Genomic DNA, 19,002 nt, shown 5'->3' with positions numbered 1-19,002 from the left:
CGGCGGGTCGCGCGGGCCGGCGGCGGGTCAGGCGGCCTCGGGCTCGTCGGGGCCCGCGCCGGCGGGGAGCGGGGTGCGGCCGCGGGCGAGCAGCCACACCATGGAGGCGAGTGCGGCGACCTGCAGCGGCCAGCCCATCACGATCTTCGCGGGGCCGAGCAGCCCGCTCTGGTCGCCGGCGGCGAGGTAGATCGGGTACTGCACGGCGACCCGGAGCGCGCACGGCAGCACCAGCAGCCAGGTCAGCCGGGAGCACAGCTTCACGATGCCGGGGTCGGACCGCCAGGCGGTCGGGTCGCCGGTGACGGAGCCGATGATGAAGCCGACGATGGGCCAGCGCACCACGATCGAGAGGATCATCGCGGCGGCGTAGCCGGCGTTCAGCATGATGCCGGGCAGGAACGCGTCCTCGGCCTTGCCGGTGCGCAGCGCGAAGAACGCGGCGATCGCGATGCCGACGAGGCTGTTGAGCACGAACTGGACGCTGGTGCGCTGCACGAGGCGGAGCACCAGCAGCACCACCGCGGCGCCGGCCCCGACGCCGACGGCGAGCTTGATGTCCTTGGCGGCGACGTAGGTCGCGGTGAAGCCGATGGTGGGCACGGCGGCCTCGATCATGCCGCGGAGGCCGCCGAGCGCCTTGCTGAGCTGGGCGCGCACCGCCGCCTCGACCGTGTCGTGCGCGCTGTCCCCGCCGGGCGCCGCCGCGGGGCCGGCCGCGTGCGCGCCGGCCGCCGCCTGTGTCGCTTCCCGTTCGCTCACATCGCACTCCAGGCCGTGTCGCCGCGGAGGACGGCCCCCGGTACCGCAGGGTGCGGCCGGATCAGGAACCGCCGCGCAGCTCGTATCGCGGATTGAACATGACCTTGCGGCCGTCCTGCACGCTGACCAGCCCCTCGGCGCGCAGCCGGCGGCCCGGGTCGATGCCGGCGATCCGCCGCCGGCCGAGCCAGACCAGGTTGATCACGTCGGTGCCGTCGTAGAGCTCGGCCTCCAGCGCGGGGGCACCGCCCCGCGGCCGGAGGGTCACCGTACGCAGCGTACCCGCCACGCAGTGCCGCTTGCGCGCCGAACATGCGGTGATGGGGGTCGCGCCCTCGTCACCGGTCGTCTTCTGCAGTTCCTCGGCTTCGAGCTCGGCCTTGCTCGCCCCCATGCGCCGCAGGAAGCGCCGCAGCCCGCCCTTGCCCCGGTCCGGCGGGGCCGGGCCGGTCTCCGGCGGTGTGCGGGCCGAAACGTCGTCCATAAGTGGAAGCGTATGGCATCACGGTGCGAATCGGACCGGTGGACCTGCCGCTGAAAACTCCCGTCTCAGCCGGCGGCGAAACGGACGGCGGAAACCACGATGACGGCGGCGGCCGCGACGCCGTAGGCGGCGGTGGCGAGCGCGACGGTCCGGACGCGGCGTCCCTCGGTGAGGCCGGTGAAGGTCAGCAGCCAGGCCAGCGCCGGCAGCACCAGGATGGCGTGCATCGTCACGAAATGCGCGGGCTTGAGCGCGCCGGCGACGTGGTAGGCGGCCTGCTGGTGGCCGCCCTGCGCCTCGGCCACCCCCCGGGCGATCATCGCGGCGCCGGACGCCAGCGCGAGCATGAGGGCGGCGAACCCGGCGCGCAGCGCGAGCCGCATGCTGGGCGCGGTGCCGGGGTTCGCGCGGAACGCGGCGACGGTCAGCCAGACGAGCGTGATCACCAGGATGGCGCCGCCCGCGGCGAGCAGGCGCGTGACGAGCGTGTCGAACCCGGTCTCCATGTTGAAGTGGGACGGGACCCTCCGCCAGGCCTGCGTCGTGATCAGCGCGACCTCGGCGACGCAGTCGGCCGCGAAGACCCCGAGCAGCACCCGCCGGGTGCGCTCCCCGAGCCGGACGAACGAGCCCACCCAGGCGATGGTGATCAGCGTCAGCCCGAACGAGAGGCCGAACGTGACGGGCTTGCGCCAGGAGACGGGGCCGGTCCAGGGGCCGCCGTCCACGGCGAACACCAGCAGATGGAACAGCCCGCCGAGCATCAGCAGCCCGCCGGCCGCGTAGCAGGCGCGCTCGATCCCCCGTCCGCCCGTCCAGAGGCCCGGGACCGCTCGCGCGGCGTCCGCAAGCGGAAGCCCGCCGCGCACCGCGCCGGCCGCTCCGTCCATGTCCCCTCCAAATGAGTGAGTGCTCACCCAGCATAACCCCATCCATCGACCAGCGGCGAGTCGCCGTCACGGGGAAGGCCCATGACGACGACTCGCCGCTGGTGAACGGGTCCGGTCAGGCGGTGACGGCCTCCACGGCCGGAGTGCGGAGGGTGCGGCGGGCGGAGCCGAGGGCCGTGACGCCGGTCAGCGCCGCGGCCAGGGCGACGACCCCGACGTAGATCCACACGCTGCCGTCCGGGACGGCCGAGCCCCGGCGGGCGACGCCGAACGGGACGATCGTGAAGACCGAGGCGACCGTCCCGCACACCACGCCGATGACGGTCAGCGCCGCCGACTCCAGCGCCACCGTGCCGAGCACCTGGGCCGGGGTGGCGCCCGCCAGCCGGGCCTGGCCGAACTCGCGGCGCCGGTGCGCGGTCGCCGCGATCAGCGTGTTCACCAGCATGATCGCGGCGAACAGCACCACCATGCCGATGACCACCAGGTTCAGCGTCGCGATGTCCTTCTGCTCCGCGGTCGCGGCCAGGCCCGACTCCTCGGTCGCGGCGTTCTCGGTGGCCTGCAGGAACAGCGTCCCGACGGCGATGCCGGTGAACAGGATGACCGGGGTCACCGCGGACGCCATCGCGCCCGTCCGGCGCCGCAGGTTGGTCACCGCGAGGTCCCCGGCGACGCCGAACGCCCGCAGCGGGCCGGCCAGCAGCGCCGTCGCCCGCCGGACGATCAGCGGGGCGAGCAGCGCCAGCCCGATCGCGGCCAGGATGTCGGCCTGCCCGGACGTCGCCATCGCGTCGCTGCCCTTGCCGCGCATCATCGTCATCGTCACGACGGCCTCGTCCACCGCGAGGAAGAAGAACAGCCCGGCGAACACGGCGCGCTTCTTGCTCAGCCGCCCCTTGTCGACGGCCGCCGCCATCAGCGACTCGGTGACGCGGACGCGGCCCGCACGGCGCGCGGTGATCAGTGCGGCGATCGCGGCGGACGCCAGCGTGACGCCGACGCCGGTGCCGAGCGCGACCGTCCCGAAGGAGTAGGACACGTTGTCGGGGACCTGGTCGGTGCCGTGCAGCAGCCCGAGCAGCGCGCGCCCGGCCAGCGCCCCCGGGATGACGCCGAGCAGCGCCGCCGCCACCGCCAGGCCCGCCGCCTCGCCGACGATCATGCGGGTGAGCTGCGCCGGCGTCGCGCCGACGCTCTTCAGCAGCGCCATCTCCGCCGCCCGCTGCCGCACCGACAGGCTCAGCGTGGAGGTGACCGCGAAGACCACCAGCAGCAGTCCCCAGCCGCCGACCACCGTCGCCATCGTGGTGAGGGTGGACCGGGTCTGCCCGGTCGCCCCGCTCGCCTCGGCCGTGTCGAACATCGAGGCGAACGCCATGATGATCGCCGAGCCGAGGAACATGGACAGGAAACTCGCCGTGAACGCGCTCGCGCGCTTGCGCAGGGAGCGCAGTGCCAGACCGAACATGTCACACCCCCGCCTGGGTGCGCGCGGACATCCGCTGCCGCTCGACCTCGTCGGCCAGGTGCGTCATCCGCTCGGCGACGGCCTCGGCGGTCGGCGCGGCCTGGTGGCCGACGATCCGCCCGTCCGCCAGGTACAGCACCGCGTCGGCGTGCGCCGCGGCGACCGGGTCGTGCGTCACCATCACCACCGTCCGCCCGTAGACCCGGACGGCCTCCTGCAGGAGCCCGAGCACCTCGCGGGCGCTGCGGGTGTCGAGCGCACCGGTCGGCTCGTCCCCGAACAGGATCCGCGGCTCGGTCACCAGCGCCCGCGCGATCGCGACGCGCTGCTGCTGGCCGCCCGACAGCTCCGCAGGCAGGTGCCCGAGCCGGTCGCCCAGCCCGACGCGCCCGAGGACCTCCCGCGCCCGGTCCCGGTCGACGCGGCGGCCCGCCAGCTTCAGCGGCAGCGTCACGTTCTGCATGACGGTCAGGGTGGGCAGCAGGTTGAACTGCTGGAAGACGAACCCGATCCGCTGCCGCCGGAACTTCGTCAGCGCCGCCTCGCCGTCGCCGGACAGCTCGGCGCCGTCCACCACGACCCGGCCGGCGCTCGGCCGGTCCAGCCCCGCCGCGCACTGCAGCAGCGTGCTCTTGCCCGACCCGGACGGGCCCATCACCGCGGTGAACGACCCGGACGGCAGCGACAGCGACACCCCGTCCAGGGCGACCACCCGGTTGCCCTCCGCGCCGTAGACCTTCCGCACGTCCTCCAGCCGAAGCGCCTCACCCGGGGACGGGACCGCCCCCACCGGGTGCGCCTTGCGTCCGAACATCGCCTTCACCTCTTCGCCCGGCGCCCCCTCGTGGAGCGCTTCTGGAGATGAAGTTACGGACGGCGGAGGCCGCGGAGGATGGGTCCAGCACGCCGGTCGGGGTAGGCAAAACCCCACCCCCGGGCGGCGCTATCTCCGGCGCAGTGCGGCGTGACCTGCGGCGGTCCCCTTCAGCGCCAGGACGCCTGTCAGGACGGCCCCGATCCCGGCCGACGCGGAGGCCGCGAGCTGCGACGGGACCGCCAGCGCGACCACGCCCGCGACCGCGAGGACGATTCCCGCGCCGAGCATCCACGGGCGGGCGGCCCGGTGCACGGTCAGCCACGACTCGTCGTCGCTCATGCTCTGCCGGGTGCGGATGCCGGCGAAGTGGTTGCGCCCGATCCGGCCGCCGGCGGTCAGCTCGCCCACCACCGCGAGCAGCGCGCCCGCCGCGATCAGCAGGACCCCCAGATAGATGTCCAACCCCGCCCCCTCGATGTTCCGTGACCATCATGCTCCCGCACCGTTGATCTGCTCCAACGGGGCGGTATAGCGGGACTTGAGGTCGGGTCGGGCGCGCCCGGCGGCGTGCCGGAGCGCCGGGACCGCCGCCGCGCCGATGCGGACGAGCCCGTCCCCGGCGGCCCGCCGGACATGCGGGTTCGGGTGCAGGAGCAGGCCGACCAGCCCGGGGATCGCGGGCTCCCAGGCCGCGTGGCTCAGCGTCCGGATGGCCGAACGGACGACCTCGGGGACGGGATCGTCCAGCAGGCGGACGGTCTGGTCCAGGTACGCCGCCCGGCTCAGCACCCGGCGCGACACCCGGTGCGCGTGCAGCCTGACCTTCGTCTCGCGGTGCCCGATCAGCTCGGCGAGCAGCTCCTCCAGCCCGTCCTCGCGGCGCTCGGCGAGGCGCGCGAGCGCGCGCCGCACCTCCCTCGCGCCGCCGCCCGCCGCCTGCCGGAACAGCAGCGCCCGCGACGGTTCCCCCGCCGCGGCCGGCTCGTGCCGCCGCATCGCCGCCAGCGTGGCCGCGTCCTCCTCGGCGGCTCCGGGGGGCCGGAGCGAGCCGTCGGTCAGGACGAGCCGGTCCGCCAGGTCGTCGCGTCCGTCGGCGCGGAGGCGCCTGAGCGCCCGGTCGAGCGCCGGTGTGCGGGCCGCCTTCCGGCCGGCGATCAGGTCGAGCAGCCCCCACGCACCGTCCGCGAGCCGCTCGGCGATCGCACCGGCGATGGCGTCGGTGGACGCCTGCCGCAGCACCTCGCGGGCCCTGGCGTCTCCCTGCTCCCAGCGCGACACCAGGGCAGGGACGAACCGGTCGAGATCCGCTCCGTAGAGATACGCCGCCAGGCGGACGAAGCGGTCACCGTCGAGGATCTCGGGCTCGTCCAGGAGGACGTGCGCAAGCTCGCGCGAGGGCGGCACGCCGTCCCGTCCGTCCAGGAACGCCCGGAGGACCGCGCGCCCGCCCTCGGGCTCCGGCCAGTCGAGCAGCGCGCGGGCCGCCTGCGCCCGCTGGTCGGCCGGGCCGTCGTTCAGCATCGCCGTCAGGCGCCGCCATTGCGCTGCGGACGGCGGCTGGTCGAGACCGTCGGGCCGGGGCGCCGTCGTGCCGGTCTCTTCGCAAGTCTCCGGCGGTGTGCGGGGCTCGGTGCCGAGCGGCCGTAGCGCTTCCATCCAGTCGAGCAGGGCCGGCCGCGCATCGCGAGGAGCGTCCGGGAAGGCCCCGACCAGCGCGTCCAGGAGGTTCGGGACGGGCCCGTCCGCGCGGTCGCGGAGCCGCCGCAGCGCTTCGGGATCACGGACCGCGTGCCTGATCGCCTCGCGTGCGGCGTCCGTCCCTTCCAGTGCCTCCTGTGTGAAGGCGGCGCGCAGGACGGCCTCCTCCTCCGCCGCCGGATCGGTGCCGTGCCGCGCCGCCGCGAGCGACCGATCGAGGTCGTCCCTCGTCACGACCGCCTTGCACAGCCCGAGCACGACGATCGACGCGGTGCTCGGCGGCAGCGCCCGCACCCGCTGGGTGATCCGGTACCTCTCCCCCGCCCCGAGCCGCGGCACCACCGCCGTCACCAGCTCCCGAAGCCGCCTTCCGTTCGGGAACGCGCCGTCGCCTCCGCGAGGCGCCGCGTCGACGACCATGGCCTCGACGAGGAGCGCGGCGGAACGCGCGAAGATCTCCAGCTCCGTCGCCGTCCACGGTGGGCTGCAGATGTCCACGACGAGTCGCAGCGCACGCGGGTCCGACGCGGCGAGGTCGAGCCAGTGGGGCAGCAGCGGACGCGATCCGGCGAGGGGCACCTTGCCAGGCGCCCACGCGTCGAGGACGCGGCGAGCGATCGCGGCGTCCCACCCGTGCTCCACGAGAGCCCGAACATCGGCGGCGGTCCGCTCCTCTTCAGTGCGCCGTGCGTCCGGGGCGAGGGCGGGCAGGGCGGCGTGCAGGAGGGTGCGGGTGCGGTCGACGTCGGCCTGGTCCGCCGCCGCGAGGACGACGGCGGCGGCCGCGTCGCCGAGCACGGCCCGCAGCGCCTCCGTGAGGTGGTCGCGCAGGCCGGGGTTGTCGTGGCGGCCCAGCCAGAACAGCGCCTTCGGGACGGCCGCCGGGCCGCCCGCCACCGCGAGGGCCTCCGCCGCCGTCTTCTTGACGCTCATGTCGGGATGGTCGAGGCAGCCGGCGATCGCGGCGGCGGCCCAGGTCGCGCGCGCCTCGGCCAGGGCGCGCAACGCCTGCCGGACGGTCGGCGGATCGTCCCCCGAGACCAGCCTGACCAGGCTCGCCGACAGCACCCGGGCGCCCGCGGCGTCGGTGGAGAACAGCGCGATCGCATGGCCGCGGACGCGCCCGTCGCGGTGCCGGAGCAGCGGGTGGACGCGCGCCCTGGTCCGCCGGTACGGGGCATCGCGCAGGACGCCGAGCAGGATCGCCTGCTCGGCGGTGGCGAGCCCCGGCCGGTCGAGGAGGTCGAGGACCGTGCTCGCCAGCAGGGCGTTCCCGGCGGCGGCCGGCTCGTCGGCGTCCAGCAGGCAGCGCGGCCGCAGGGCGCCGCGCCGGAAGAGCCGTTCGCCGAGGCCGCGGACGGCGGTCGCGACGTCGTCCGGGACGGCGGGCTCGGGGCCCGGGTCGCCCGGCGTCCACGAGGCGGCCAGACCGGACACGACGCGCAGCAGCAGGTCGGCGACGGCGGGCAGGGTGGTCGCGTCGCCGTTGCGGGCGAGCCGGCGCAGCGCCCCGGCGGGGTCGCCGGGATCGGGCGCGGCGCGGAGCACGGCCAGTTCGCGGGGGTCCGGCCCGCCGAGGTCGTCGGCGACGCGGCGCGGCAGGTCGCGGGGATCGAGCCGGTCCAGCAGGGCGCGGCGCCGGCCGGGATCGCGGTTCAGGTGCCACAGCAGTTCCAGGGCGCGGTGCCGGAACGGGGACAGGTGCGGGGCGATGTCGCCGCCGTCCAGGCCGAGCCCGGTCCAGAGCGCGCCGGCCGTCCGGGGGCCGCCGACGGCTTCGAGCGCGTCGAGGGCCTCGCGGGGCGCGGCGGGCAGCAGCGCGAGGACGGTCTCCTCCGCCGCCGGGTCCCGCAGTTCGCGGAGCGCCCGCAGGAACGGGCGGGGGTCGGAGACGTCCCGCGCCTGCCGCGCGACGGCGTCCGCCACGCCGAGTCCCGGCGCGCCCTGCGCGTCGAGCGCGACGAGCAGGTCGAGCCGGCGGTCCCAGGACCCGCCGCCCGCCGCGGTCAGCTCCCGCAACGCGTCGCCTCGGCGGGGGAACAGGACCGCGGCGACGTCGGCGGCGGGGACGCGCCGGTCGGCGAGGGCCAGCGCGATGATCGCGGGGACGTGGCGTCCGGCGGGGAAGTGGCCGCGCCGGTGCAGGCCCTGCAGGCAGGTGACGGCGGGTCCGGCGAGCAGCGGCGGGTCCTGGACGGCGGTCGCGAGCAGGGCGTCGACGTCGTCGCGGCCCGCGAGGTCGCCGAGCATCTCCAGCGCCCTGCGGCGCGGCAGCGGGGGCCGGGACGGGTCGGCGGCGGTGTCGCGGAGCAGGTCCCGGTGCCCGTGCCGGGCCGCGACGTCGATCACGACGTCCACCGGTCCGGTCTCGAGGTACCGGCGGACCCGCTCGTGCGGCAGCGGGTCGAGCGCCGCCCAGCGTTCGGCCAGCTCGCGCAGCGCGTCCGGGACGTCCGCGGCGAGCCCCGCCAGGATCTCCCGGACCGTGCGGGGCGGCAGCAGGGCCGCGTGCAGGGCGTCCCGGACGAGGCGGGCGGCCTCGGCGCGCAGGACGGCGTCGGGCCGCGCGGCGAGATCCCGGACGAGGGACCCGGGATCGGCGGCGTCGGCCGCGCGGAGCGCGCGCACCGCCTGGTAGAGCGGTTCGCCGGCCGGCTCGTCGCGGACGTTCGCGCGGCCCGCGGCGAGCTCGGCGCTCAGCCAGGCGATCCGGACCGCGGCGGGCAGGCCGGCGGACCGCCAGTCCGGCCAGGACCGGGCGCGGCCCCGCAGGTGCAGGCGCGCCAGCGCCAGCGCGGCCTCGGGCGGCCCGTCCAGGGCGGGCGGCGGCGCGCCGGCCGGTCCGGCCGGGTCCGCCGCGATCCCGGCGTCGGCGAGGCCGGCGAGGCGCACGGATTCCGGCACGGAGGTCATGCCGGTGATCCTAGGAGGCCGCCCGGTCCGCCAGGATGGGGTCATGGAACCGGTACCCGAGGACTGGGACAGGGCGCTGGCGATCGTCGCGCACCCCGACGACCTGGAGTACGGCGGCTCGACGGCGGTCGCGAAGTGGACGTCGCAGGGCAAGACCGTGACGGAGGTGCTGGCGACCCGGGGCGAGGCGGGCATCGACGGCATGGACCCCGACGAGGTGCGCCGCGTCCGCACCCTGGAGCAGATCGAGGCGGCCCGGCGGGTCGGCGTCGAGAACGTCGAGTTCCTCGACTTGCAGGACGGCGTGCTGGAGTACGGGCTGCCGCTGCGGCGCGTCCTCGCGGCGGCGATCCGGCGGCACCGGCCCGAGGTCGTGCTGTCGGTGAACTTCCGGGAGACCTTCCCCGGCGGCGGGTTCAACATGGCCGACCACCGGGTGCTCGGCCTCGCGGTCGCGGACGCGATCCGGGACGCCGCGAACCGCTGGGTGTTCCGCGACCTCGGCCTGGAGCCGTGGCAGGGCGTGCGGTTCGCGCTGTTCGGCGGGTCGCCGCAGGCCACGCACTACGTGGACGTGACCGGCCATCTCCAGGACGGCATCGACTCGCTGCTGGCGCACGAGGTGTACTTCGGCAACCTCGGCGCGGGGTTCGACGCCGCCGCGTTCCTCACCGGCGTCGTCGAGCCGGCCGGGCGCGCGGCCGGCGTCCGGCACGCCATGCCCTTCGAGATGATCGAGACCTGATCAGTGCCGGGCGTTGGGGCGCTTGCCCTTGTTGTGCTTATTGCGCTTGCGGGCCCGGCGTTTCCGCGTCTTCTTCGACATGCCCCGATTGACCACCCGTCGGGCGCAGGGCGCAAGGGAGCGGATGCCCGCCGAACGCACAAACCCGCCGGGCCGTGCGTCCGAAAAGCGGCGCACGGCCGGGCGGGCGGGGTGGCCCGGTAGGGCGGCGGGCCGGGGTCAGCGGACCTCGGTGATCTCGGGGCCGCGCTCGAACGGGTTGAAGTTCTGCTCGCCGCCCTCCTCGCCGTCCTCCCCGGCCTCGCTGAACTCCTTGGGGATCTTCAGCTCGAGCAGGTCGCGGGGCGGCATCGGCGCGTCGCCGCGGACGACGACGACGCCGCGCAGCACGTCCTCCAGGACCTGCCACTGCTCCTCGTCCTCGATCGCGGCGCCCTGCACCACGGCCTGGAGGAACCAGCGGGGGCCGTCCACGCCGAGGAAGCGGATGATCTGCGGCGCCCAGCCCTGCTCGACGAACTCCTGCGGGATCTGCTCGCGGACCTCCGGCGGCATCTCCGCGAGGACCTCCTCGGTCAGCGCGGCGGGGATCATCGCCAGCAGCTCGGGGCCGAACGGGCCCTCGCCCTCCTGGGTCTGCCCCTGCGCCTCCTCCTGGATGTCCTTGGCGGTCTCGCGCCGCACGTCCTCCCAGATGCCGCTGCGCTTGGGCGCGGCGAACACCTGGAGCTGCATGGCGCTCTCCTCGTACTGCACCAGCACCGCGACCGGCCGGCCGTCGAGGGGGTTGCCCTCCTCGTCGACCTGGGTGGCCTCGAAGTTCACCTGGAACCCGAGGCCGGGCGCGATCGGGACCTGCATGGAGCCGAAGTCCAGGCGCTGCAGTTCGGGGAAGGAGTCCTCGGAGTCCCACGGCCCGCCCTCGGCCTGGCCCGCCGCGGCGGAGTCCTCCTCGGCGTCCTCGGCGGCGGCCTCCGCCGACTCCTCGGTCACCTCGGTCTCCTCCGCGGGCTCCTCGGCCTGCCGGCGACGTCCAAAAGCCACGACTCACGCTCCTTCTCGACTGTGCTCATTATCGACGAACCCGCCCGTGGAACCGAATCCGCCGGCTCCGCGTGCCGATCCGGGAAGGTCGGCGACCTCGTGGAACACAGCCTGCTCCACCCGCTGCACGACCATCTGCGCGATGCGGTCGCCGCGCCGCAACCGCACCGCGGCGCGGCGGTCGGTGTTCAGCAGGGTCACCTTGATCTCACCCCGATAGCCGGCGTCGACCGTACCGGGTGCGTTGACTATGGTCACCCCCAACCTAGCGCCCAAACCGGACCGGGGGTGAATGAAAGCGGCGTAGCCGTCGGGCAGCGCGATCGCCATGCCCGTGGGCACCACGGCGCGCTCCCCCGGCGCCAGCTCGACGTCCTCGGCGGCGACCAGGTCGGCGCCGGCGTCGCCCGGGTGCGCGTACTGCGGCAGGGGCAGCTCCGGATCGAGCCGCTTGATCAGTACGTCGACCTTGCCCAACGGTCCCACCTCGCCTTCGGGAGCATTCCGGCGGTCCCGCCGAGAAGCCACCCGACAATACCGGGACGTGCGCGCCGGCCCGTCCCTGAAACGCCGCCGCGCCCGCCATCTTCACGGCGGCCCGCGCCGGACGATGCGGACGGGTGAGAGACTGGGGACGTCCGTGACGTCAGGAAGGTCCGTTCCATGGTCTGGTCGCTGGTGATCGCCGCGCTGTTGCGGGTGCTCGCCGTGGCCGAATGGGCCGTGGCGGCGCCGGGACAGCCGGCGCTGCTGACGCTGGCGGCGTTCACCGTGGCGGGACTTCTGATGCTGGCGGCGCTGCGGGTCCACGTGGCGCGCCGCGGGCATCGGGCGACGTTGGCGCGGGTGCGGACGACCCTGCGGGAACGGACGCTGCGGACGGCCTTCCTGCCGCAGCGCGACCCGGACGCGGCGGGGCGCCCCCGTCCGCGAGCACCGGGAGCGGAGATCGCGGCCGCCTGAGCGCGGCCGGCACGCCGTCGATCTCCTCTTACCGGAAGGCCGTCATGTTCCTGCTCGATGCTCCTGTTCCGATCGCGTACGCCCTCGTCACGGGCCTGGCCGGCGGCGTTCACCCGGTCGCCGGGCCGATGGCCGCGGCCATGGCGATCATCGTGTTCACGCTCCTGGTGCGGCTGGCGATGCTGCCGCTCGCCGTCGCGGCCGCCGAGGGCGAGCGGACGCGGGCGCGGCTGCTGCCCAAGGTCCGCGACCTGCAGCAGCGCCACAAGAAGGACCCCGAGCGGCTCAAGCGGGAGACGGCCGCGCTCTACGAGGCCGAGGGGGCGACACCGCTGGCGGGGTGCCTGCCCATGTTCGCGCAGATCCCGTTCTTCATGGTGATGTACCGGCTGTTCCGGTCGGCGACGGTGGCCGGGCACCAGAACGCGCTGCTCGCGCACACGTTGCTGGGGGCGCCGCTGGGGCAGAACTGGATCGGGCTGGTCGGCGGCGGGCTGTTCGCGCCGCCGTCGCTGGTGTTCCTCGGGCTGCTCGCGCTGCTGATGGCGCTGGCGGTGTGGTCGTCGCGGCGGGCCGCGGGGACGGCCCCGGCGGGGGCGGCGGGCGTCCTGGCACGGGTCGCGCCGTTCGGGACGGTGGTGTTCGCGGTGTTCATGCCGCTGGCGGCCGGGCTGTACCTGCTGGCGTCCGGCACGTGGACGGCCGTGGAGCGCGCGGTCCTGCACCGGAGGATCGTGGCGCCGGCGGCCTGAATTGCCCGGGTCGCCTTGACGACGCACGGGGAACGTCGCTTCGATAGAAACCGAACCAGATTCTGGCCACGGCGCCGAAGGCGGTGAGCGGTTGTGACGACCGCGGCACGGGACACGATCGACGGCAACCTGTCCACGCTGGAGTTCTGGGCGGAACCCCAGGACCGGCGGCTGGCGGCCTTCGCCCGCCTGCGGGAGCTGGACCATCCGGCGTTCTTCCCGGAGTTGAAGCTGCCGTTCGTCAGGTCGGGCGCCGGCTTCTACGCGCTGGCCAGGCACGCCGACGTGGTCGAGGCCAGCCGGTCGCCGCAGATCTTCAGCAGCGAGCCGTGCTCCAACAGCATCGCCGACCTGCCGCGCTTCCTGGCCCGCTACTTCGGCTCGATGATCAACATGGACGACCCGCGGCACGCCAAGATCCGCCGGATCGTGTCGCGGGCGTTCACCCCGCGCGTCCTGGAGAAGATGGAGGACGACCTCCAGCGGAGCGCCACCCGGATCGTGGACGAGCTGGTCGCCAAGGGGTCCGCCGACTTCGTCACCGACGTCGCCGCGCGGCTCCCGCTCCAGGTCATCTGCGACATGATGGGCATCCCCGAGCACGTCCGCCCGACGGTGTACGACCGGACGAACCTCATCCTCGGCCTCGGCGACCCCGAGTACACCGGCGGCAGGGACTTCACCCGCGACGGCATCACCCGGATGGGCGCGCTGTACGGGCTGCTCAAGGTGCTGGCGGCCGGGTACGAGCTGAACCACCTGGCGATGAAGCTGGCCCGGCAGCGCCGCCGGAATCCCGGCGACGACCTGGTGTCGGCGCTGATCGCGGCGAACGTGGACGGCGAGTCGCTGACCGACCAGGAGATCGGCTCGTTCTTCATCCTGCTGGTGGTGGCGGGCAACGAGACGACCCGCAACGCCATGTCGCACGGGCTGAAGCTGCTCACCGACAACCCCGAGCAGCGCGCCCTGCTGCTGGAGGACTTCGACGCGCACATCCCGGGCGCGGTCGAGGAGATCGTCCGGATGGCGACGCCGGTCATCCAGTTCCGCCGGACGCTGACCCGCGACCACGTGATGAACGGCCACGAGTACAAGGCGGGCGACAAGGTCCTGCTCTTCTACAACTCCGCCAACCGGGACGGGACGGTCTTCGAGAACCCCGACGCGTTCGACATCACCCGCTCGCCGAACCCGCACGTCGGGTTCGGCGGGCCCGGGCCGCACTTCTGCCTCGGCGCGAACCTCGCCCGCCGCGAGATCACGGTGATGTACCGGGAGCTGTTCACCCGCGTGCCGCAGATCCGCGCGACGGGCGAGCCGGACCGGCTGTTCTCCAGCTTCATCAACGGGATCAAGCATCTGCCCTGCGCGCTGTGAGTCCCGGCGGCAGGCGGGAAGGGTGCGGCGGGCCCGGCCGGCGTGGCGCGGATTTACGGCGTCCGGGCCCGCCGCGGCTCACGTCCCCGGCCGTCCCGCGTAGCCCGCGGCGCGCGCCGCCGGGGAGACCGCCAGGTAGTCGAGGGCGCGCTGGGTGGAGCATTCGGCGGACGGGTGGTAGTCGCGGCGCAGGTAGGCGCGCGCGGCCGCGACCATGAACCGGTTGCTGGGGAACAGCCCGCGCCGCACCGCCCGCCGGTAGTCGCGGATCCGCGGCCGGACGCCCTTCAGCGCCGGGTCGGCGCGGCACAGGTACGCGGCGCCCACGTAGACCATCAGCGGCATCGCCAGCACGCCGATGAAGAACGCGATGAACCGCAGCCAGTACCGTCCGGCGACGTGCTGGTACACGTCGAACGCCACGGACCGGTGCTCGACCTCCTCGGCGCCGTGCCAGCGCAGCAGGTCCATCATCGTCGGGTCGGCGCCGGCGTCGTCCAGCGCGCGGGCGTCGAGGATCCACTGGCCGAGCGCGGCCGTGTAGTGCTCGATCGCGGCGATGATCCCGATCCGGAAGACCAGCCAGCGGCGCCGGGGCACCAGCGGCACCGGGCAGCGGTCGCCGAGGATCCGCTTGAACATCCACTCGATCCGGCCGGTCAGCGGGCGCGGGTCGAGGCCCTGCGCGAGCATCTGCCGGTCCAGGACGCCCTGGTGGGAGTAGGCGTGCACCGCCTCCTGGCCCATAAAGCCCTTGACCTCCCGGTAGAGGCGCTCGTCGTCCTCCACCAGGGGCAGCGTCTGCTTGTAGACGTGGACGAACCACCGTTCGCCGGCGGGCAGGAGCAGGTGCAGCACGTTGATGAAGTGGGTGGCGACCGGCTCGCCGGGGATCCAGTGCAGCGGCGTGTCCGCCCAGTCGAACCGCACCCGGCGCGGGGTGATGGCGGGGTGCCGCTCGTCGATCTCGCCGATCTCGCTCATGCCGTCATTCCCCCGCCGCCACGACCTCGCCCTGGACGGGCACCTGCGCGTCCCGCAGCCCGGCCGTCTCGGGACCGCCCTCGGTGTGCCGGGCGAACTCGGCGATCCAGGCCGCGACCTGCGCGGGCTCCTTGCGGACGGCGCCCCAGTGACCGGCCGGGATCTCCCGCCGCCAGAGCCGGTCGACGTAGCGGGTGAGGTCCTCGGACTGGTGCGGCGAGACGAACGCGTCCCGTGTCGCCGCGATGACCTGCACCGGGACGTCCGTCGTCGCCATGGAACCGGGGCGCAGGAAGCGGACCGCGTTGGCGCGGTAGAGCTTCATCCCGTACAGCGCGTCCTTCTGGAAGGTGTCGCCGTGCCAGCCCTCGACGCCCTCCATCCGCTCGATCACGACCGGGAAGATCCTGGCGCCCCCGAGACGCCAGGCGAGTTGCGAAACCCCGGGGATCGCGCCGAACACCAGGTACCAGGAGCGGGCGAACTGCCCGGCCAGTTGCAGGACGTTGCGGGGCGTCGGGCGCCGCAGCCGGTCGCGCACCCACTGCCCGAAGTGCTCGACGCACGGCCCGGAGATCGAGGTGAACGAGGCGACGCGTCCCGCGACGGCGTCGCCGGTGACCGCGCCCCAGCCCTGCACCGAGCCCCAGTCGTGGCCGACCAGGTGGACGGGGCGGCCGGGCGACACCGCGTCGATCACCGCGCGCAGGTCGGCGGCGAGGTTCTCCATGGCGTAGGCCCTGGTCCGGCGCGGCCGGGACGAGCCTCCGGCGCCGCGCACGTCGTAGCTCACGACATGGAAGTCCTCGGCGAGAAGATCCGCGATCGGCTCCCAGACCACCGCGCTGTCGGGGTAGCCGTGCACCAGCACGACCGTCGGGGCCGTCCGCGGCCCCCGTTCGCGGACGGCGAGCTTCACCCCGTCCGCCTTCACGCGCCGGTGCTTCACCTGCACCTGCGCGGTTCTCGCGGCGGCCTCGCCGCGCGGCATCACGTCCATCGCCACCACCCAATTAGACTCGGGGTCTAATATGATGACGGGGTCGAACGAAAGTCAAGAGGGGGCCGGGGCGGCCAACGGGCCCGATCGGCTGCCTACGCCGCGGGGCTCAGCCGGCGGGCGCCAGCGTCACGTCCACCGTCAGCCCGGCGGGCGCGCTCTCCAGCGTCAGCTCGGCGATCCGGCCGGCGGCGGCCAGATCCGGCCGCGCGATCCGGCCCGCCTCCGCGCCGCGCACCACCGCGCGGGACACGTCCGCGCGCATCGACGCCCGCGCCTCCGACTTGGCCTTGCGGACCTGCCGCAGCGCCTCGCCGGTCGCGGCGAGCACCGCCGGGTCGCCGCCCGCGGGCAGCTCGGCCGGCAGCGGCCAGGACGCGGCGTGCACCGAGCCCCTCCGCCACCACGACCAGACCTCCTCGGTCACGAACGGCAGCACCGGCGCGAACAGCCGCAGCAGCACCGACAGCGCCGCCCGCAGCGCCGCCCGCGCCGACTGCGCCTCCGGGCCGTCCCCGTACGCGCGGGCCTTGACCAGCTCCAGGTAGTCGTCGCAGAACTCCCAGAAGAACCGCTCCGTGCGCTCCAGGGCGCGCGTGTAGTCGTAGCCCTCGAACGCCTCCGTGGCGTCCTCGACGACCTTGGACAGCGCGGCCAGCATCGCCCGGTCCAGCGGCTCGGTCACCGCCGCGTCCGCGTCGACCTCGCCGAGCCCCAGCACGAACTTCGACGCGTTGAGGATCTTGATGGCCAGCCGCCGGCCGACCTTGATCTGGCCGGTGTCGAACGCGGTGTCGGTGCCCGGCCGGCCGCTCGCCGCCCAGTACCGGACGGCGTCCGAGCCGTACTCGCGCAGCAGGTCGATCGGGGTGACCACGTTGCCCTTGGACTTCGACATCTTCTTGCGGTCCGGGTCGAGGATCCAACCGGACAGCGCGGTGTCGGTCCACGGCAGCGACCCGTGCTCCAGGTGCGCCCGGACGACCGTCGAGAACAGCCACGTCCGGATGATGTCGTGCGCCTGCGGCCGCAGGTCGTAGGGGAACACCCGCGAGAACAGGTCGGCGTCGCGCTCCCAGCCGCCCGCGATCTGCGGCGTCAGCGACGACGTGGCCCAGGTGTCCATGACGTCCGGGTCGCCGATGAAGCCGTCCGGCTTGCCGCGCCGCTCCTCGGTGTAGCCGGGCGGGACGTCCGAGGACGGGTCGACGGGCAGCGCGTCCTCCGGCGGGACGATCGGCTCGTCGTAGCGCGGCTCGCCGGAGCCGTCCAGCGGGTACCAGACCGGGATCGGCACGCCGAAGAACCGCTGCCGGGAGATCAGCCAGTCGCCGTTGAGGCCCTCGACCCAGTTCTCGTAGCGGGCCCTCATGTAGGGCGGGTGCCAGTTCAGCTCGGCGCCGCGCGCGAGCAGCTCGGCGCGGATCGCGGCGTCGCGGCCGCCGTTGCGGATGTACCACTGCCGGGTCGTGACGATCTCGAGCGGCTTGCTGCCCTTCTCGTAGAACTTCACCGGCCGGCTGATCTTGCGGGGCTCGCCGTCCAGGTCGCCGGACTCGCGCAGCATCTCGACGACGCGCTCCTTGGCGGAGAACACCGTCTTGCCGGCCAGCTCCGCGTACGGCTCCGCCGGAACGCCCGCCGGCGGCTCGGCGGCGAGCCGGCCGTCCCAGCCGATCACCGCGCGGGTCGGCAGGTCCAGCTCGCGCCACCAGGTGACGTCCGTGACGTCGCCGAACGTGCAGATCATCGCGATGCCCGACCCCTTGTCGGGCTCGGCGAGCCGGTGCGCCAGCACCGGGACCTCGACGCCGAACAGCGGCGTGCGGACGGTCGTGCCGAACAGCTCGCGGTACCGCTCGTCGTCGGGGTGCGCGACCAGCGCGACGCACGCGGGCAGCAGTTCCGGACGCGTCGTCTCGATGTAGACGGGCCGCTCGCCGCCGTGGAACCGGATCCGGTGGAACGCGCCCGGCTGCTCGCGGTCCTCCAGCTCGGCCTGCGCGACGGCCGTCCGGAACGTCACGTCCCACAGGGTCGGCGCCTCCGACACGTACGCCTCGCCGCGCGCCAGGTTCCGCAGGAACGCGCGCTGCGACGCCGTCCGGGACACGTCGCCGATCGTGGTGTAGAGGTGGGTCCAGTCGACCGACAGGCCGACGGTCCGCCACATCTCCTCGAACGCCTTCTCGTCGACCTCGGTGAGCCGCTCGCACAGCTCGATGAAGTTGCGCCGCGACACCGGGAGCTGCTTCTTCGGGTCGGGCTTGGCCGGCGGCTCGAAGCCGGGGTCGTAGGGCAGCGACGGGTCGCACCGCACGCCGAAGTGGTTCTGCACGCGCCGCTCGGTGGGCAGCCCGTTATCGTCCCAGCCCATCGGGTAGAAGACCGCCCGACCGCGCATGCGGTGGAACCGGGCGACGGTGTCGGTGTGGGTGTAGGAGAAGACGTGGCCGACGTGGAGGGAGCCGCTCACGGTGGGCGGCGGGGTGTCGATCGAGTAGACCTCGCCGCGCGGCCGGGTGCGGTCGAAGCGGTAGACGCCGGTGTCCTCCCAGGCGCGTACCCACTTGTCCTCCAGGCCGTCCAGGGAGGGCTTGGAAGGGACGCTCGGCGTACGCGGCTGCTCTGTCATAGGGCAATGGTATTGACATCGGCCCCGCCCGCAGGCCACCCGCCCGCGCCGACGCGGCGGCCCTTCCCGCCCGGAGCGGGGCGTTCCGGTAGCGTCGGGGGCGACAGGACGACTGGAGGACGATAATGGCGGACAAAGGCGACATCGGCTATCGGGTGATGGCCGGCGCCGCGGCCTTCGCGAGCGGCTTCGTCACGAAGAAGGCGATCACGCTCGCGTGGAAGAAGACCACCGGCAAGGAGCCGCCGACCAATCCGGAGTCGCCGGACGTGGCGCTGGCGGAGGCGATCGGCTGGGCCGTGGTGGTGGGCGTCGGCGTGGAGATCGCGCGGCTGGTGGCCACCCGGGCCGCGGTCCACCAGTGGCACAAGGGCACCGGCGAGCTGCCGTCGCACCTGAAGGTGGACGCCTAGCCCGGCGGTCTGATCATGCGGCCCCGTCGAGGGCCGGAACGGCGTCGTGGC

General features: G+C 74.3%; 17 protein-coding genes. 5 read left to right on the top strand and 12 right to left on the bottom strand.

Annotated elements, in window-relative coordinates; all coding sequences use genetic code 11:
- Nucleotides 1–27 precede the first annotated feature (27 nt).
- The 7 genes from ACA514_RS02920 to ACA514_RS02890 all read right to left on the bottom strand — a co-directional run bounded on the left by ACA514_RS02920 (nt 28) and on the right by ACA514_RS02890 (nt 9,035).
- Nucleotides 28–762: a DUF3159 domain-containing protein gene (locus tag ACA514_RS02920; RefSeq protein WP_375039400.1), complete on the bottom strand. Its 735-nt coding sequence runs from the start codon at nt 760–762 to the stop codon at nt 28–30.
- Nucleotides 763–823: 61 nt separating this feature from the next.
- Complete coding sequence (locus ACA514_RS02915; protein WP_375039399.1) at nt 824–1,246, bottom strand: OB-fold nucleic acid binding domain-containing protein; 423 nt, start codon at nt 1,244–1,246, stop codon at nt 824–826.
- A gap of 65 nt (nt 1,247–1,311) precedes the next feature.
- Nucleotides 1,312–2,136 carry a hypothetical protein gene (locus ACA514_RS02910; protein WP_375039398.1) on the bottom strand — a complete coding sequence of 275 codons (825 nt, stop codon included), beginning with the start codon at nt 2,134–2,136 and terminating at the stop codon, nt 1,312–1,314.
- Nucleotides 2,137–2,251: 115 nt separating this feature from the next.
- Entirely contained in the window at nt 2,252–3,607 is a 1,356-nt protein-coding gene (locus tag ACA514_RS02905; protein WP_375039397.1) for an FtsX-like permease family protein, read from the bottom strand.
- A gap of 1 nt (nt 3,608) precedes the next feature.
- Nucleotides 3,609–4,421 carry an ABC transporter ATP-binding protein gene (locus ACA514_RS02900; RefSeq protein ID WP_375039396.1) on the bottom strand — a complete coding sequence of 271 codons (813 nt, stop codon included), beginning with the start codon at nt 4,419–4,421 and terminating at the stop codon, nt 3,609–3,611.
- Nucleotides 4,422–4,550: 129 nt separating this feature from the next.
- The gene (locus ACA514_RS02895; protein WP_375039395.1) at nt 4,551–4,886 is read right to left on the bottom strand and encodes an SdpI family protein; all 336 of its coding nucleotides are present in this window, start codon (nt 4,884–4,886) and stop codon (nt 4,551–4,553) included.
- Nucleotides 4,887–4,913: 27 nt separating this feature from the next.
- Nucleotides 4,914–9,035, bottom strand: a complete 4,122-nt coding sequence (locus ACA514_RS02890) for a HEAT repeat domain-containing protein (protein WP_375039394.1) — start codon at nt 9,033–9,035, stop codon at nt 4,914–4,916.
- 43 nt (nt 9,036–9,078) lie between these two features.
- Here ACA514_RS02890 and ACA514_RS02885 point away from each other — a divergent pair, with 43 nt between their 5' ends.
- Nucleotides 9,079–9,780 (top strand): PIG-L deacetylase family protein, encoded by a 702-nt coding sequence (locus ACA514_RS02885; protein WP_375039393.1) that lies wholly within the window; start codon nt 9,079–9,081, stop codon nt 9,778–9,780.
- 219 nt (nt 9,781–9,999) lie between these two features.
- Here the strand turns inward: ACA514_RS02885 and ACA514_RS02880 are convergent, their stop codons facing one another.
- Nucleotides 10,000–10,824, bottom strand: a complete 825-nt coding sequence (locus tag ACA514_RS02880) for a DUF3710 domain-containing protein (protein WP_375039392.1) — start codon at nt 10,822–10,824, stop codon at nt 10,000–10,002.
- A gap of 3 nt (nt 10,825–10,827) precedes the next feature.
- On the bottom strand, nt 10,828–11,301 hold the full coding sequence (gene dut, locus ACA514_RS02875; protein WP_375039391.1) for a dUTP diphosphatase: 474 nt from the start codon (nt 11,299–11,301) through the stop codon (nt 10,828–10,830).
- A gap of 186 nt (nt 11,302–11,487) precedes the next feature.
- Here dut and ACA514_RS02870 point away from each other — a divergent pair, with 186 nt between their 5' ends.
- The 3 genes from ACA514_RS02870 to ACA514_RS02860 all read left to right on the top strand — a co-directional run bounded on the left by ACA514_RS02870 (nt 11,488) and on the right by ACA514_RS02860 (nt 13,919).
- Nucleotides 11,488–11,787, top strand: a complete 300-nt coding sequence (locus tag ACA514_RS02870; protein WP_375039390.1) for a DUF6412 domain-containing protein — start codon at nt 11,488–11,490, stop codon at nt 11,785–11,787.
- A gap of 44 nt (nt 11,788–11,831) precedes the next feature.
- Nucleotides 11,832–12,539: a YidC/Oxa1 family membrane protein insertase gene (locus tag ACA514_RS02865; protein WP_375039389.1), complete on the top strand. Its 708-nt coding sequence runs from the start codon at nt 11,832–11,834 to the stop codon at nt 12,537–12,539.
- A gap of 93 nt (nt 12,540–12,632) precedes the next feature.
- Complete coding sequence (locus ACA514_RS02860; RefSeq protein WP_375039388.1) at nt 12,633–13,919, top strand: cytochrome P450; 1,287 nt, start codon at nt 12,633–12,635, stop codon at nt 13,917–13,919.
- Between the two features lie 78 nt (nt 13,920–13,997).
- On the opposite strand, the gene ACA514_RS02855 is transcribed toward ACA514_RS02860, so the two are convergent.
- The 3 genes from ACA514_RS02855 to valS form a co-directional block, all read right to left on the bottom strand.
- Nucleotides 13,998–14,903, bottom strand: coding sequence for a metal-dependent hydrolase (locus tag ACA514_RS02855; RefSeq protein WP_375039387.1), 906 nt, complete (start codon nt 14,901–14,903; stop codon nt 13,998–14,000).
- 4 nt (nt 14,904–14,907) lie between these two features.
- Complete coding sequence (locus tag ACA514_RS02850; RefSeq protein WP_375039828.1) at nt 14,908–15,903, bottom strand: alpha/beta fold hydrolase; 996 nt, start codon at nt 15,901–15,903, stop codon at nt 14,908–14,910.
- A 109-nt stretch (nt 15,904–16,012) separates the two neighbouring features.
- Entirely contained in the window at nt 16,013–18,538 is a 2,526-nt protein-coding gene (valS, locus tag ACA514_RS02845) for a valine--tRNA ligase (protein ID WP_375039386.1), read from the bottom strand.
- A 125-nt stretch (nt 18,539–18,663) separates the two neighbouring features.
- On the opposite strand from valS, the gene ACA514_RS02840 reads away from it, so the two are divergent.
- Entirely contained in the window at nt 18,664–18,951 is a 288-nt protein-coding gene (locus ACA514_RS02840) for a DUF4235 domain-containing protein (RefSeq protein ID WP_375039385.1), read from the top strand.
- The last annotated feature ends 51 nt before the right edge of the window (nt 18,952–19,002 follow it).

Origin of the sequence: Actinomadura sp. NTSP31 (assembly GCF_041951385.1) — a bacterium.
Taxonomy (GTDB): domain Bacteria; phylum Actinomycetota; class Actinomycetes; order Streptosporangiales; family Streptosporangiaceae; genus Spirillospora; species Spirillospora napierensis.
The sequence above is the reverse complement of the archived record's forward strand: the minus strand, read 5'-3'. Positions and strand labels throughout refer to the sequence as shown.